This window comes from Legionella sp. km772 (genome assembly GCF_003989735.1).
GTDB lineage: Bacteria > Pseudomonadota > Gammaproteobacteria > Legionellales > Legionellaceae > Legionella.
The window spans coordinates 1-18,463 of sequence record NZ_RZGQ01000047.1 but is presented as its reverse complement, the minus strand read 5'-3'; the positions used below and the strand labels follow the sequence as shown (position 1 = coordinate 18,463).

Below are 18,463 nucleotides of genomic sequence, written 5' to 3'. Positions count from 1 at the left end.
TCAACCAAAGGCCGTTGGGAACAATTTTGGGATCGTATTAATCAAGCAGGATTAATTGGTCTGGCAGAAATTTGCTAGTTATTTATAAGAAGCAAGCAGTACATTAATTCGAGGTCATACCCTTCTCAAGAAGATCAGTGACCTCTAATTCAACCTGCTCTGCATTGGCACCGGGATAGTGCGTGGTAATAATTGCTGTTTTAACGGTAAACTCAGGATCTTCTAAACGACCTAAATTAAAAAAACAAATAGTCCCGGCAAAGCTCACTAAAGCAATAATAAAAAAACTGACTGTTTTTCTGCTGATTGCATAATCTGCTAAAGAGGCCATTTATTTATTATCCTGTTGATTTAAGATCCTGACTTTGTCCCCTTCTTGGAGGGAATGGACTCCTGCGATCACAATCCATTCATTCAGCCGGATACCTTTTACTATGGTAATGCCTGTTTCTGTCAATTCACCAATAATCACTTGCTGGCGATGAACTTGCTGAGTTTTAGGATCAATAACCCAAACATAGCTCTTATTATCTTCGCCGACAGTCATTAAGGCAGAAACCGGTAGGACTATTTTATTTTGGGCTTTGCTTCCTTGGTTTACTTTACCTCTAACCTTACCTGCCATTCCAGGTAAGATTTCTATATCTTTAGGTTGTTGCATAATTAAAGTAACCGGATAAGTGCGGGTATCAATAGATGCCTCATTACTGATTTCTTTAATTTGCGCTGGAATTAAATGTTGAGGAAAGGAATCAAATTGTACGACGATATCTTTTGCATAAGGAACCAAACTGATGGCATTTTCAGGGATTTGAATTACCATTTCAATTTGTGAATTGTCTAATAAACGTGCTATGACCTGTTGTTTGGATACTGTTTGATAGTTCTCTACGTAGCGATCAGCAACTTGTCCCGCAAATGGTGCAAGAAGGACACTATCATTAAGGGCTTTTTGGGCTAAGTCCATATTTGCTTCTGATACCGCTAATTTAGCTTTTAGTAAATCAAAATCAGCCTTTGAAATATGTCCTTTTTTTATCAACTCTTGAGCTCGGCTAAAATTTTGTTTATCACGAAGTACTTCTGCACTAGCTGCTTTTAATTTCGCATCAAAGGTTTTGGGATCTAATTTCGCAATAAGCTCCCCTTTTTTAACTTTGTCGCCGATTTTAATAGGTAAAGCAATAAGAGAACCACCTTCATTAAAGGATAAATCAACTTCTTGACTTGCTTTGGCTTTACCGGGAAAGGAATGATTATTAAACGCTGCGGCGTTACTTATTAAAATAGCTTTAACAGGCCTTATAGAATAAGCTTTTTTATCACTGGTCTCACCGCAAGCGATTAATCCTGCTATGAATAGGAAAGGTATTAAACGACATGAAGCCTTTAACATAGAATTGTCCTTAATTCTGCTCATGGAAATTAACTATTTTAATTTCATATACTTATTGTAGGCGAACTATTTATATTTGAATACAGACTATATAAATCGGCTTACTCTCCAATTAATTAAATTATTCTAAAATATAAAAATTTATTTGCTAACGTAAAAAATTCGTAAAGAGCAAAACAAATGGATCACAGAGCAGTCATTATGATAAAATAAACGACACGACTATCTTTTTTTGCTCTACGCTTTCAGTTTAGCTGCGAAACAAAAGAAAGCATATTGGTCTACAATTAAATTAAAGTAAATGGGATGTAATCCTATATAAAGTATTAAAAATACGTTGCTTTTTCTAAGAAGCTGGGAGCATTTGCTTCTGCAACACCATTTATAAACACGTTGTACTATAAGTGGCTTCTATAATCAGCAACAATATACACTCTGTGAGGTAATATAATGGCCAAATATGCTGAGGAATTAGTATCAATATTTGCTAATCTGAATTTAGAACAAATTAAATCCATTATAAAATACCTCGATCGCGAAGAAATAAATATTTTTAATGCAGAGGTCTTACCCCTTCTTAGCCCTGTAAGCTTAAGAAATAAAGTTAGAAATCAATTAGTTGAATCATCTTCGAGCGCTAGTGAAACACCGCACTCCAGCCATGATCATCTTATTTCTATTCATGCCAAAACAGCGCAAGCTATTTTAAACCAAGAAAATCAAGGCCTTTATCTGGAAAAAGCAAGCACCGACGAGCTCTTTTTTCTTTTAAGAAATTTAAACAGAAGCGAAAAAAATAAGGCCTTAGCATTATTAATTCAGAATCAATTAGACGCAAAACATCCCGAGGGATGGCAAGAAAAATACATGACTTATTGGAAAAAACAAGAAGCCAGCCCCGATGCGCCCCTTTGGGAAGCAATAATTCACAAAATTAAAAAGTTAAATACGCCTGAAGCCCCTAAGCCCGCAGAAAAGCCCCAAGTTGAAAAATCAGAAGGAATTTTCACCCGTTTCTTAAATTGGTTAAAGGGAATATGGAATTATATCTTCGGTAGTAGCAAGAGTAGTAAGACTGCTCAGAAGACAAATGGCCCGGAGACACCATTTGTGGTAGAAATATCCGAAGAAGAAGATGCTGACTATAAAGCAATGACCGCCTCAGGCCGTGAATATGCTGAAGGCTTAACCGGAAAAAGTATATTTGGTGATCAACAACGTAGCCCCGAGGAAAGAGCAATCTCCGCAGGAGGTCGTTTCGGTATAGCACTTGCTTCGCAAGTAATGGCTAGTTCTGAAAGCGATAAGCATGGCCATCTACGAACTGTGGCATCCTCCTTGGTGACTGCTGAAGACAGCGACGAAACAGCTCGTCTTATTAGAACCGCAGTGAGCTCTGAGGATAAAGACAGTCCTTTTAATTTAAATGCCACCCATGTTTTTGCCACCGGTGGAGATGATGCGCTCGTTTCGGCTCTGGAAATGCAAGATATTCAGGCGATTACGGGAAATCCTGCCCTCCTTGAATCCACCGGCCTAAGTTTTACGCAAGAAGATCAAGAAAGAATACGACAATATAAAGCAAACGCTGATCGTTCTCGTGCACTAAACTATGCGGTTTCCGACTTTGCTACCTGTTTCGGCGGCTATGATATGAATGCCGCGCTAAAAGATCATCAAGAATATAAATTAAAGGCCGCTCCAAAAGAGTTTGTCGCAGCAAACAAAGTAAAATTAGAAGCTATTGAGCGCGCCCTCTCGGCTCCAGAAGTTTTAAGTCAATGTGTAAAACTGGGTTATGGCTATTCCACTGAGCCTGTAGAGGTAGAACTTGAAGGTAAACCCGTTAAAATAAGAGTGAGAAGAGTTAATACTACTTCAGGTTGCCAATATGCCGTACTTTGTGAACCTCCTTTCGGATTGACCAAAGAAGAAGTAGACGAATTAAACGCGTTAAGAGTGGTAGAGAAGCCTAATGAAACCCAACAGGCAAGATTAAAAGTATTAGAAAAATTAACAGCAGATAATAGCGAAAATCTAAATTTAGCTTTTGCAAGCAAAATCGAAGGCCATGTTTTAAATACTAAAGCCGAAACATTAAGTAAAAGTGTGATGAAAGCATGTTCAGAGTTAGCTGAAGGCGAGTCTATTTATTTTGATACAGGCCTTGAAGGCCATGCCATGAAGCTTGCGATCAAAAGAGAGGGGGGGGAATTTAAATTCACTTGTTATGATTCCTCTGGTGCCCTCGAAAATACGATGCTAAGCCAAACCTTGGGCGGTTTATATACCTTAAACGGTTTAGGTTATAGTGCTCGACGAGCCAATGCATTAACATTTAACGTCTCTAGAGAGAATGTCCTCAGTGAAGCAGGCCTAGATTATTTTAATAATTTATTACGCCTCCACTCATATGCTGGCTGGGCTGAAGCAAGCATAGAAAAAGGCCTCAGACATACGAGCAATCAACAACGCAGTGAAATGGGAAGACTCGGCCGCCTACTGGCTTTAAGAGAGCAATCTAAAGTTTATTACAATTACATTGAGAAATTCACGGCTATCGCCGGAGGACCCGATGTAGCCAAATTCGATCCTTTATTGCAACGTCCTCAAAATACCGATAACTGTTTTGCTAAACGTTTGCAATCCAGTCAATTATATGAAATCGGGAAACCTGGCTACAAAAAATTAAGAACAGCTATCCTATTAAAAGAAAAAGAAGGTTTAATTAATGATATCTGCGGCGAAAAAGGCGAAACCCCTTTGGTGGCCGCAGAATATGTTAATATGCTTAAAAATGTTCGCTCCGAATTTCTTTCTCCCCAAGAACTGCATGAACTATCACGTACTTTAAGTGAGGTTCAAACAACGCCTTCTGATGAGCATTATACCAAATATTTCCAAGGTTTAATTGCCGCCCATACTAAATTGATGCAAGGCGGTTATACCAAAAATAAAGTGGCAATTGACCGTATTGAAGGCAAATTAGAGCATCATGCTAAGGCCTACCATGCCTATTTAAGCGCCGGTAAACGGACTGACGATCTTAAAGCCGTTTTTTCCCCTGACTTTAAGGGGAACAATTTTAATTGGCGCGCAGGTAAATCTCCCTTTAACCTGACAGATGGGGTAATGAATGAAAAAGGTCTTAAGCTTTTAGCAGGTTTTGCTAATGCGCAAGCCTGGAAAGCATCTATACAGTTATTTAACCATCAAATACTGAAGCTAAGTGTGAATGAACGGCATATAAATGACGCCAAGGAATGTTTACCTCTCGCCAAACTAAGCGAAGCTAAAAAAGCGAGTGAGAAAGATATAATAAATGCCAATATTGTAAGCTTTGTGAGTGGCTCTACCAGAAAAGAGCAGATAAGAGTTGAATTAAACATTGGAAAAGAAAGAAAATCCATTGAGGTAGATAGCTTTTTTAAACTTGTTTCTAAAAGCCCTCGTTTGTTAACTAATCCAAAGGTTGTATCGCTCTTAGAATATTTACGTAATTCCTCCCCTGCTTTAGGGAAAAAATTCTTTGCGGAAGTTTATCCTACCCAGCATAGTGCTCTAGGCTCAGAGCTTAGTAATAAAATTAAAGCTAGTAGCAATAATTTAATGGCTACTGTAGACAAGCTGCTTAAGCGTGAAGACGAGCTTAAAAAAATGCTTGCTACCTGCGATCAAAAATTAATTCAATTAGAGCAAGAAATTGCGGATGAAAGAAAATTACTGGGATCAGGTAAAGAATCGCTCAAGCTAAAAAATGCTTTAGCTTTAAAACAATTAATAGAAGAAAAAGACAAACCTAACCTCCAACAACTATTACGGTCAATAGAAACTACCCGGGCGGCCTTATTAGGAGAACATACTACGCTGGGCTCTCCTAACTATTTAATTGCCCAAGCTCTTGAGGCGCTCGATCAAATCAATGCCGATAATGCAAGCCCTGAAACTGCTCGGAAAGTGATTAATGATTTTTTAAGTGCCCAAGCGTCGCTGGCAAAAGTTGCAGATAAATTACAAGAAGCTGTTCAAGCAGTAGAAGTTGATCGTTTTGAAGCAAATCTTAATGAGCGAGAAAATGCGCTAAAAGAATACCGTCAAAAAATAATCACTGAATGCTTACAAGTCAATCCTCAATATAAAATCTTAGAAGAACTGTCGTCATTTAAAATGGGAACTCAAAGAGATAAAACCCCAAAAATGTATGACCCGGAAAATCCTAGTAACAAGATAGGGTATGTGGAAGGCTCATTATTAGCGTCTATTCACAATCTAAATACTCAACTAAGAAAAGATGTATACCAGGATTTTGAGCAACGCGTTATAGTGAAAACCAGCAAGCCCAGTGCTGCTATAGATACAATAATCGATCCTAAAACTGATTATGAAGCAATTGTTGAGCAAGCCCAAGAATTTACTCAAGAAGAGATGCCTTTAGCCATTAAAGAAAAATGGGTTAAGGAAATGTTTCGTCTGTTTATTAAACATGAAAGAAATGAAACCCTTCAAGAACTTTTAAAGAAAAAAGGAAACGCTCCTGAAGCAGTTAACCTAGCATTCCATCAGTTTATAGAACGACACACTCCTCTTAAAATTGCAGCCCTTAAAGGTGCAGAATATCCAATAACTCTAGAGCCCGCACAAATGGAGGAGTTAGGATGGAAAGCATCGAATGTGGTACACATCGATAAGGCCATTGCCAAACGCGATGAAATAGCGGCGAAACTCTTTGCCGGTCTTAAAAAAATAAAAGAAGCCCATATCCGTCCCGTTAAACCAGTTGTTGAGCATTTACGAGCACGCCAGCTTAGCGCTTTGCATGATGGCTCAGACCTAGTGAAAGAGTTTGACGGGCCCGATATCGAGTTCTTATCTCCCGAAGCGCAAGATGCTCTTGATGGCAGCACCATAGCTTTTTTAAAAGCGAACAAAAAACCTGTTTGTACAGAGGAAGATAAGGCCTCCGCAGAGGCCTGTGCTGACTATTTTAAAAATGTGGCAAGCTATCTTGAGAAACTACAAAAGCATAAAGGGTTAGAGAATAAAAGTGAACGGCTTATGGAGTTTTGTGGCTCGGTAAGTGCAACCATTCTCACACTTTCAATTCAGCCACCAAAAGAACTTCTTGCAGAATTAAGAGAAGCTATCCTTAAAAATTATCACGATCCTGAAAGTGAGCCTGATGAAGAGTATTATAAAGGATTTGCGGCTCTGGAAAATCAGGAAAGAAGTAATCTTTTATCAGCCTTAATTAAATTATCTTTAGCAGAGATTGTCCCTGATGACGAGCAAAAACGTAAGGTAAGTCCAGAATTTTATTCTGTGGTGAAGCAGTGGGAGCGCTTAATTTATCCTCCAGATAGTGAATTATCTGCAGCACTTTCTTCAGCTCAATTAACGCCTGATGGTACTGAACCACTAGATTTTAATGTCAAGCCTGATGGGGCTCAAGCCGCTAAATCCTCTTATATATTAAAATCTATTGATAAAGCCTTACACGCATCACCAGTAAGTCTAGAAGGCCTATATGAAGGGCAAAAAGGCTTGCAAAGAGCTTTAGCCACCTATGCGAAAGCTGAAGGGCTTAATCCTCAAACGCGTGCTTTAGCTGAGCGTTTAGCCATGCGAAATGGCAATTCCTTACTAGCTAGCCAATTTTTAACTTATTTTTCTGACCAAGAAATCCTTTTATCTGGTGATAAAGGTATAAATAGTACGCCTGGAAGAGAATTCTTTACTCGTGCATTTATTGACGCTTATCAACACGCAGATGAAAAGGAACGGATTAAGCTATTAAAATTTTTAGATCAACTAAACTTTGAAGCAGATAATTGTAAATTAAAAGTTCCCCACGCCGAATTTCGTGATGAATTATTCATTCAATGTAAAAGTATCGATCTGGAACTCTTTAGCCGCTTTGAAAAGGCTCGCAGAGCGGATCTTCCCCCTATTGGAAGCTTGGTAGAAAAATTTATAAATAAATTAACCCAAAAAGGAAGTAAAGGTGGGGAAGCAAGTATAGATGGGGAAAAAACAAGTACCGAAGGGCAAAATCGTTTATTTGGATTTGCCAAAGAAATTAACTATCTTGCGAATGAAATAAACCGTGTAGGTAAAATTCGTCATGCCAATTTAGATGAATTATATTCTCGCTTAATTTGTGCCAAATTAGCTTATCAGCTGCTTCTTGATCAGGCTACTGATGAGGAGCTAGCTAACCTAGGAGAAAACCTCGAATACCGTAAAGAAATGTCGCTTGTCCAAACTAATATAACTCAATTACAAGATAACTTAGTGGACTTTGCAAGTCATTTAACAGAGGAACGTGCTCGCCAGTTCAAAACAACCTTTAATCAATATCAAACAGCCAAGAAATTCGATGGTTCTAAAGTCGTTATTAAAAAGATGACGGCATCAGAGATCCCAGGATTTATAAACCTAGGTAAAGGGGTAAGCTTAGATGTCTTGCACGGTGCTGTATATGTTGGTCAAAGCAAACAAGGCATTATGCCTGCTTATATTAAAGCTCATTTTTCTTTACAGCTGTTAGGCATGGATGAATTCCCCTTTAAAAAGTTAGGTGGCTCCTATGTTTATATGGAAGAAAATGCTGAAAAAAAATACGAAATAAAAGCTCGTATTACCCCTTCAGAAGATGGTGAGGAGTTGATAATTCAGCGGGAATTGAAGACTTTGGGCAGTGCGAAGAATACTATGCTCCAATATTTAGAGCCAGAACATAGTACCAACCTACCTGCTTCAATTAAATCTCGAATTAATGCTGAGCATTATTTTACCGATGCTACGGGAACGATTCACGCCTACTCCCATGATTTTACCCCGCTATTGAAACTCTCCCCTACTGATGTTAAAGGACAATGGGTAGGTAAGTTGCTCGATCATAATGGAGAACTCATTACTATTAAATTAGGTGGTCCTCGTTTACCTACAGAACTTTCCACACAATTGAATAAGCTCTTCCCTGCTGAAGAAATGCTAACCCTAGACAAAGATACCGTTTATGTACCTGCATTAAAACAATATGTTACCCGAGAAAATGATAGGCTTTATATCGTCAAAAGTCGTTCCCCTGATGCGGCACGATATGAGCTTACGATCACGGAAAATGGGGTTGGTGCTACTAAAAAAGTTCGCTCACAACCTGAAGAACTGGAAGTTGAGGCTTCTCGTGAAGAGGTAAGAAAATTACAACATGCTTTGTCCACTATTGTAGGGGACGGCTTAGAAGCAGAAGCTCAACGTAAACTAATCCAAGAACAAATAAAAGAGCTCCAACAAAAAATTATTCCTGAATATTTTATTGCGCAAGTCGCTAAGCTTAAAAGTGAGCTTGTTAAAATAACTAAAAAGGATCTTGTTTCTTTACAAGCGAAACAAAAGATACAGGATGAGATAGATAAAATAAGGGAAAATATTAGGCAAATAGAAAATCCTGAGAACTTTATTTTTACTGCAGATTCTCCTTTAGTAAAAAAACAAGAAGCACTATGTGATGCGTTTAGAGAAAAGATGAACAAAGCTTTTCTTGATTATAAAAATAGCGCCCCCGCAGATAGAGAGGTGAAAGCTGGTCATTATAATGAAGCCAAAATAGCTTATTTAAAAAATATAAATGCGCTAAGAAAAATGGTTCAAGAAACCAATTATCTTATCTCTTTCAATAGAAGCCATGACGGCAAATTATCTGCCAATGATTTTCAAAGTATCCTCCATGTAGGCACTGATCCAGAAAAAACGGATATTTTCATTGATATGTTGGGTAAAAATATACTTACAGCACCTTTAACTAAGAGTGAACTAGAAAGTTTACAACATATAAAAAATAAATATGCCGCCACAGAGCCCTTGGAAGGAAAAAATAATGCAGCCTATTGTTTATTAATAGGTATAGAATTACAACATTATGTCTTAGAACGGGAACAAGCATTACGTGGTAAATTAGCTCACTGGAATAGAAAAGACTATGAACAAACACTAAGTGAATTCAGTGATCAAATTCAAACACTAAACGCCGAAGGAGATCCTGCTTTATTCCAACCCTTTGCTGAATTATGGCGGGGAGTTAGAGCTGAGTTTAACAAAAATCCTGCAGTGCTCGCTGTTTTCGCACCTAAAGTAATCCCTCCTTCAGAAGTGCAAAGAAGGCCTCTAAATATTAATGCTAAGACCACTGATATGCCTGTAGAGGCTATTGAGGCTGGCGATTTAATCCAATTTATGCCCCATAGTGATTTTGATGCGTTGATAGATCCTACCCAGAAGGAGCTAGAGCTGCGTCTGCAAACACTAAGTGATCCTGAATCCATTCAAGCACAGGAAGAGGGTTATTATTACGAGAACTATGGTTTATTTAATTTAAATACTTTAAATAAATTGTTTAAATTAACCCCAGAAAAAAACGGAATTGGCAAATTATCGGCGGAAAATATTAAGGACTTATTCGCCTGGCTAGAAAATGAGGGTTGGATTAGTAAAGTAGAATCCAAAAATAAATATCAGTTATTAGAACATCCAAGTGCTTTCTTCTCAGCCCCCAAATTAGCCAGTTATTTAAGTGAAAAAGGCTTAAGCGCTAAGGATGCTCAAACCGTTATAGATAGGCTAGAAGTATTCGTTTATGAAACGGCGGTGAATGGCGGGAAGTATGCACTCAAGGCTGAAGGTAAGGCGGAACTACTTGGTAAAATAGATAAAGCCCGAGAAAAATACAACATGGAGTTCTTATTAGCTCAGGATAAAATTCAGACCGTATTAGCCCAGGCGTCTCAAGAAATTTCTCTTGCTGAGTTACATTCTGCTTATTTATTAAACGATTATCGGAGAATAACCGAGTACTACCCTGCTAAAGACAGAGCCCAAATTGAAACGGTACTCAATAATGCCCTAACTCGTATGTTGTTCTATAAAACAGAACTGAACCATATTAATGAAATACACACTGAACTTACCGAACGCAATAATGTGGAAAGAGCAATTTCTATGTTACACATTCGTAGAAATTATAAACTTGATAAATTATTAGGCTCGGAAGCAGTCCGTGAGGAAGACGCGGCTGAAGTGGAAAAAGATAGGAAAATGCAACGCGCTTTCTTATTATTCGAATCCGAATGGGGTTATCGTTGTAATGCCCGCCAGGTAGATATTTTCCGTGGTTTACTCCTAGATAATGAAACCGATCCTGATAAGATTGATGCAGCTCAAGCTCGAATGGGATTTGGTAAAACCTCCTTATTACCTTTAGTTGCCCTTTACAAAACGGGGGATAAATTAGTTCGTTTTATTGTGCCTAAATCTGCTCTAGAAACGAATACAGCTGATATGTCCACGGTATTAACTAGATTATTAGGTAATAGAGCGGTGAAGGATGATTTTTACCGTTATAAAATTGAAAAAGATAAAGAGGATAGTGGATTAGAAAACAGCCCGTTCTTAAAATCATTAAGGGATGCTAAGGCAGATTTAAATAAACGCCTTACTTTTTATAAACAAACTATTGCCAATAGAGAGGTCTTAGTTCAAGCTCCCCATGTCCGCAATGCAATAGAATGTCAAGCTGAAATTTTCTTGGATTTATTGCTCAAAATGAGCGAGACCAAAAAAACACAACATAGAAGCGGTGAGCCTTCAGTAGATGAGTCTCCAGTTGTTGAGCCTACTGCCCATGAAAAAATGCTCGCAGAGCAAGAAAAAGAGCTTATGGAATGTATTACCTTAATTAATGAAATTCGCTCTTTAACAACTGTTTCTGTGTTTGATGAACTAGATGCAACGCAAGATCCACTCGCTACCGATGTTAACTACACCTCGGGTGAAAAAGAGGCACTAGATGGGGATGAAATTAAACCCTTAGAACGCATTACTTTAGTTTTACGCGCTGAACGCAATAAAACTCCAGCTCAATTAGCTGACTTATTGCTGGAACAATTCGGTATTGCTGATGATGCTCATAAACTGCAAGAGTTTATAATAAACCAAGATAAACCCTTAAAAGTTGAAATTGAACCCCAACATGAAAAAACCGTCTATTTATTAAGAGCCATTCTTAGCGATCCCTCATTAAGAAACATTTTTACTCAGAAAGAGCCTTGTACTGATTTTGGGGTATGGTTCCAAACCACACCAGGGGGAGCAAAACAATACGATTACAGCTCAATGGCTAAAGATAAATCAGTTCCCTCTACTGAGCCTTTATTAATCGCTGTTCCTTACTCAGCAGCAAATACTCCGAAACCACAAGGCTCGCGTTTCGATAACCCTGAAGTGACAGCAATCACTACCTTCCTTTACTATCTTGATAAAAGGACACAAATAGAAGAAGAGCCACATCTGGAGTTTTTAATTAATGCAATCCGTAAAGGAGCTAAAGAAGCTCCCTTTGAAGATTTCCCCGAACTTTTTGAAGCGATAAAAGCAATTGCTGATGTGGTTGATCCGCTTTTAAGAAATGAGGAGAGAAAAAAATTCTTCGAAACTCAACTAGTTAGTCCCGAAGCACAAGACCAATTCCGTCGGATGCTTGCTCGAACAATTATTCAAGAGCAAATAGAAATTGACGGAGGTAAAGCCAATAGTAATAGATATGAGCAGGGTACCGTGAATGATTCGGTGATCGGTTTCTCTGGAACCGCGGGAGATACTTCATCCCATTTCAGAACAGTGAGACTCGACCCTGCAGCTGATGGTAATATGACTTTGGGCATCATGGGACGAGAAAACTGCCAAAATACCGTTACCCTAAATACTACCGGTATAGCTCAAGGTGCGGGTTACACTACAGCACTTATCGACCAACTGGCTTTATCGTTTACCGAAAATACCCGGACCTTAATTGATGTGGGAGGGCTATGTAAAACCTCTAATAGAGAAGTTGCTAAGGCCATAGCAATAGCCTTACAACGCTCAACCACTAAGAATAATGCCATCAAAGAGAATGGGGTAATTTTCTATGATAACGCAACAAATACTAAAAAATTATTAACCCTTAATAAAGACGGTTCGGATACTGTCGTTGATCTGACTCCAGACATGGTGAAACAATCAGAACGAGAAGGTCGCTTCTTTACTTTTTACGATCAAGCGCACTCTCGAGGAGCAGACATTAAGCAGATGAACAAGGCTGAAGCTATCTTAACACTGAATTTCACCGTCACTAATAATGATTATAAACAAGCTATTATGCGGATGAGAAAGATTATTGATAAATCCGCCGGCCAATCATTTTCTGTGGCAGTACCTCAAGTGCTTAGAGATAAAATTATTGAGGATCTGGGCAAGAAGGGCTTAGGCAGCGCTTATAAACTTACTGGTAACGATATTGCCTGCTGGTTAAGACAAAAAGAACTCGCTGATAATGCTAATAATGTTTCTTTAATTAAAAAAGAATTAGAAGCAGTAATAAAAAATGCTGTGCTTCAACAACAAGCAGCTTTAACTAAGCTAATGGCGGCTGAAGGCTTGGATAAGATAAAACCAGAACACCGCGCTATCTTCCGCCAATGCATCAAAGAGTTAAATGCCATCTCGTCTATGATTGCAATGAATGATAATAGTTTAAAAGCAAAATATGGAAGTGTGTACGGCCTAATTAAAAAAGAAGTCTTTATCAACGAACTAAAAATTGCCTTCCAAAATAAACTTGATGAAGTATTCGAAAAAGTGGATAACGCCCGAGAAAAAATGGGACTAGCCAAAACTACTGAAAGCGATGCTGAGCCCTACAGTAACATGAAAGAGCGTATTCTTAAAAAACGGGAGAAAGGATTAGCAGAGGAGTTTCGTATCCCTTCTGCGAATGCTGCCTTAGCTGAAGTCCATTCTGAAGTGGAAGCTGAAACAGAAACAGAAACGGAAACTGTTACTGAAACAGAAACTGAAACCCATGCTTTTGCCCATGTGAATAAGGAAGACCCTATAGAAGGTAATTTTTTACAAAAAGACCCTATTTTGTCTAAACCCGTATCAATAGAATTTCTTGATGAGGAAACTAACCTGGAGGCACTTAGTACCGCTCACCAGATAAGTATTTTGAGCCATTTATTTTCAGCTGAAGATCCAGTGAGCTGCAGTCCTAGCTATGATGATGAACCCTATCCTCCAGTGCGCTATTTTCTTGCTCGCGAAGGTGATGTTAGTCCTAAAATAATTCTCATCAATCAAGATGAAGCGGATTTATTTAAACAATCCGGTAATAGGGAGTGGACTTTATACAATGCAAGCTTAGAAAAAGAGGGTAAATTACAGCCTGTTGTAGGAGAAGCCATCGAGTCCATTAACAAAGCCTTAGTGAAAAAGATACTTTTCGCATCGTTCAGGCATAAAGTGAATACCACTAATTTAGATAGCTTAGAGGAGTCTTTAAGTAGCTTATATACTCGCAAACAACTGGAGCCATCCTTAGTTATTGATTATGGCACCGAAGATGAACACTCACTCTTTAGTTTTGACGAATGGGGCTTTAGTGGAAATGAGGCTCGAGACGTTCAGGTATCTGCCTCCCAGGTTCATGACAAACTATTTCAGGATAAATACCAAAAACATGGCGTCCAAATAAAAATCGAAGGCCAAGATAAACAAGCAGATATTTTTATTTCTTCTAAGTTAAAACCCCGTATAGAGACGGAAATTGCTGCACGTAAAAAGACCGAACATCCTTCCGATAAGGCAGTTTTAGAAACAGTGCGCGAAGAGATACAAACAAAGTATAAAGCTGCAATCCAACGTCGCGGAGAAATAAGAACTGAAATCGCTGATAAAAAGGCAGCTCGCGTCCTGGTCATCGAAAATGCTCAAAAAGAACTCGACCGTTTGCAACAAGAAAAAGATGACGCGATCGCTAAAGTAAAAAGAGAGTTTGAGCTTTCATTTGGTGAAAAAATAAAAGATTATCTTTCTGTTAGAGAGGTTGTATCCGAGCTTTTATACGGTGATATCGGTTATTACTGCAGTGGGCGTGAGGGGCTAACTGTTGATCGGCAAAAATATGCTAATTTAGGCAAAGCCGTTGAAGCTCTGTGCAACAAACATTTGGCAGAGTTGATGACTGAAGATGCGGTATATACTTCCGAAGAATTACACGTAAAACTTGATTTAATTGTTAAAACCCTAGCCCCAGTAGTTCATGAGGTGTATAAAAAAGCCAGCTATTATCAGGATACTTCCGGTACTTTTGTTGATGCTCTAAAAACTTCCGTAGATAGAGTATATAAAGGCAATCCAGGGCAATTTTTACTCTTTGATATTAAGAGTATCAATGTATGGGGGGCCCGGTTAAGTGATCTAATTCATGCAGAGTTTGGTGTTTTTATTTCTAATAAAGAAGAAGAAACCCGCTTAATCAAAAGTTTTGAAAAAGCAGTATTAGACTCGATGGTTGCAGCACCAGGGGGAGGTAAGGGGCGAAGAAAACCCGCCGTATTTAATCCAGAATTATTAGAAGCGAACATTTTAAAGAATGTAAGTACTTTTATTACCGATCCGGACGAGTTATATAAGTTTACCTCCAAACTGAGCTATACCTTATCCGCTGGAGGCCCTGCAAAACATAAGGCGGCTATTGAAAAAGAAGTTGAAGACACCCTAAGACGTTATTTAAGAGGACAGATGAGGGAGCTTGCCGAAAGTAATGAAGCCTTATCTGTAGAAGCGGTTAAATATTTAAGCTCTAAAATATCTAGCGACTTTGTGCTACCAGATAGATTAACCAAATATACGGATAGCACTCCAGAAACGACCAAAGCAGCAATCAAAGAAACCTTGGCCCTCCAAGGGATTGCGGTAACCGCCTATCAATTGGAGCAATTAACTAGAGAAACCATTGGTTTTATGGCCCAATACAATGAGGTGAACAAGCAAATATTTGACAACTATGTTCCGGTAGAAAATCGCTCCCCTGCCCTTAAAGCCAAAGGTGATGAAGAACCTCTGTACATTCCAGAAGAAGTTATTGAATCTATTCACGCCTTGGATACCCAGGTTGCTAAAATCAATCGCACTATGGAAGAAACAATAGCCCAACGAAAAAAACAAGTGGCCGATATTGATGTAGAGCTTGCGAAACTTGCAGAAGAGCGTGAGGCTAATAAAGTGGCAATAAAAGAACTTAAAATTGAACTTTCTGCCATTAAGAAATTGTTTAAAGCCTTAGAAAAGCTTTTAGCTGTCTTTGTGGGAGCGAAAGTTGAGCATGATCAGCAAAAACCAGCAGAATTTCTGGAAAGCCATTTTGACTTAGAAAAAATGGTAGGACTTATTGATGATCAACTTGCTCCCCCTAAAGTTCCTTTTGAAGATGATGAATCACTTCTTGTGACCGAAATGAGGGTAATAGAGCCTTTATTATCTGCAACCCTCACCTTCACGCCCCCCGAGTATTATGAGGTAACTAAGGATCTTACTGCCCAACAAGAATGTATCCATGGGTTTACCGAGGATGAAGAGAATGCTGGTAATTTATTGCTTTTGGAGAGCACCACCCAAATTACTGCCGATAAGCGAGTCCGTATAGAGGCGAGAAAAATTCAAGAGAGACCACATCAAATAGCCCTTCAAGGCGAGCTACAACTAAGTCAAGAGGAAGAGCTAGATGATGAATTAATTAGCATTGCTGCGGCTACAACTGCTGAAGATGTAAGCAGTATAGGTAGTGATTATTCACGCTCAGGCAGTCCAGATTCTGGTTTGGACTCCCCCCGCTCAACAGCAATTCACCTTACTCAAGCCTCTTTGGATTCTTTAGATGCAGCACACCGCGAGCAACAAGAACAAGCGAAGTCCTTAATGAAAGGTTTGCGGGATGACGGTGGACTTTCCGTGCAAGAAGCTGTCGGAAGCCCTAAGTGATTGTTTTTCGCTGTTAAAGCCTGCTCCTGACTTAGTCAGGGGCATTTTGCAAGGATAAGGAGTTCATTGTGCAGCAAAAAAGGATTATGGTAGTAGATGACAATGAGGCCATTCACTATGATTTTCGTAAGGCCTTAGAGATAAATAAAAAAAATAACAGCGCCCTTCACGAGCTACGCAATAAAGTATTTTCAGACTCATCCATAGTGAATGCGTCGACCTCCTTTCCTTCGTTTATTATCGACTCAGCTTATCAAGGATTAGAAGCTATAGAGCTAGTAAAAAAGAGCGTCGAGAAACAAGACCCCTATGCTTTAGCTTTTATAGATATGTTAATGCCCCCCGGTATCGATGGCGTTACCACTATTGAAAAATTATGGGAAATTGATCCCGACCTCCAGATTGTTATCTGCACTGCCCACTCCGATTATTCTTATGAGGAAATGTATCAACGGCTAAAAGGCTCTGACAATTTTTTAATTTTAAAAAAACCCTTCGATATTATAGAAATTTTACAACTGGTTTCTTCTTTAACGCGTAAATGGGAATTAGATAAACAAGCGCGCCAACAATTAAAGCGTCAAAGTGAGCAAATCAACTATTATTTCAAAGAAGCCGATTTTTTATATCGACTGAGTCAACTCTCTCAAACTGAATTTTCAACTAAAGAAGCTCTACAATTTTATATCAACGAAATATGTAGTTTACGCGATTGGTCTATAGGCCATATCTATCGTGCCGAGCGTGAGGAGGATGAGACAGTAAGCCTACATTCTACCGATATTTGGTATGTACGGGATAAAAACCAATTTAAAAAATATCAAAATGAAGTGAAAAAGACTGTTCTTAAAGCCGGGGAAGGCCTCGCGGGGAAAATATTAGAAACAAAGGCAGCCTATTTAATTGAAGATCTTAGTTTAGACCCTGAGTTAACTCACACTCAAACCCTCATAAGCAATGGCATAAAAGGTGCTCTTATCATCCCTATTAAACTTTATGATACGGTAATTGCAGTGGTAGAATTTTTTTCTCTTAAAGCTATCCATAGTAATCAACAACTCTCTGATCTCACCTTAGCCGCAGCTAATCAATTAGGTTTGCTGTTGGAACGCCGTCGTAATGAAAAAGAATTAAAAGAAAATTATAAAAAACTGCAGGCCCTTTATACGGAAATGCAAAACACGCAAGCGCAATTATTACAACATGCGAAATTGGTATCTATCGGGCAGCTTGCCGCGGGCGTGGCTCATGAGATTAATAATCCTATCGCCTTTATTAAAAGCAACACCGAAACCTTAAACCAATATATTAAAAGTTACCGGGAATTGTTTGAGTATTTAAATAATGTCTTTTCACAACTCGATTTAAGTACTCAAAAGCAATGGAAAACTTTAGTCGAACAAAAAAATTTAGGCTTTATTATTACTGAAAGTGAAGAGATTATTAAGGAGTCTCTCGAGGGCTTAGAGCGCGTTGGATCTATAGTATCCGATTTAAAATCATTTTCCCACACGGATGAAGCGGAAATCCAAGAAGCTGATATTCACCATTGCATTGATGTGACCTTAAAAATAATCTGGAACGAATTAAAATATAAATGCCTTATTATTAAAGATTACGGAGACATACCCCCACTACGTTGTTACCCCAGGCAATTAAACCAAGTACTTATGAATTTGCTCGTTAATGCAAGCCAAGCTATTGCTCACCAAGGAGAAATAAAAATCACTACCCGTTGTATTGATGAGGCAATTCACATTAGTATTAAAGATACGGGTGAAGGCATTAGCCCAGAAAATATAGAAAAATTATACGACCCTTTTTTTACTACCAAACCTATAGGCACAGGCACAGGTTTAGGCTTATCTATTTCCTATAATATTATCAAGAAACATAGTGGTAAAATCAAAGTAGAAAGCGAGGTAGGAAAAGGCACAACTTTTACTATCATCCTACCCTTAACCGGGGTGTAATAAGTCAGCCTCCCCTCCGTCTTAGAAGGATTTCGAGTGCAGGCCTTTTTTAAAATAGTGCCCCCTAATAAACTAAATACATTCCATCCTTGCTACCTAATGCAGAGCAATGCTTAGTCACTCATGTTACGCACGGTCAATTTTAAGCTGCCATATTTTTAAGCTCCTGCCAAGCAATCTGGTTCGCTCTAAGAATCAATTTGTACTTAATAGCAAAGTGATTTAAATGAGTTTTTAT

At 38.6% G+C, this 18,463-nt stretch carries 4 protein-coding genes; 2 read left to right on the top strand and 2 right to left on the bottom strand.

Annotated features, from left to right (window positions below; translation table 11 throughout):
• Positions 1 to 103 precede the first annotated feature (103 nt).
• Both ELY15_RS06955 and ELY15_RS06950 read right to left on the bottom strand, forming a co-directional pair.
• On the bottom strand, positions 104 to 331 hold the full coding sequence (locus ELY15_RS06955) for an efflux RND transporter permease subunit (RefSeq protein ID WP_127098941.1): 228 nt from the start codon (positions 329 to 331) through the stop codon (positions 104 to 106).
• The gene (locus ELY15_RS06950) at positions 332 to 1,396 is read right to left on the bottom strand and encodes an efflux RND transporter periplasmic adaptor subunit (protein WP_158617424.1); all 1,065 of its coding nucleotides are present in this window, start codon (positions 1,394 to 1,396) and stop codon (positions 332 to 334) included. It abuts the gene before it with no gap.
• A gap of 450 nt (positions 1,397 to 1,846) precedes the next feature.
• Here ELY15_RS06950 and ELY15_RS06945 point away from each other — a divergent pair, with 450 nt between their 5' ends.
• A complete protein-coding gene (locus ELY15_RS06945; RefSeq protein WP_127098939.1) occupies positions 1,847 to 16,252 on the top strand; it encodes a hypothetical protein in 14,406 nt (4,801 codons plus the stop codon).
• Positions 16,253 to 16,320: 68 nt separating this feature from the next.
• Positions 16,321 to 18,225 (top strand): ATP-binding protein, encoded by a 1,905-nt coding sequence (locus ELY15_RS06940; RefSeq protein WP_127098938.1) that lies wholly within the window; start codon positions 16,321 to 16,323, stop codon positions 18,223 to 18,225.
• The last annotated feature ends 238 nt before the right edge of the window (positions 18,226 to 18,463 follow it).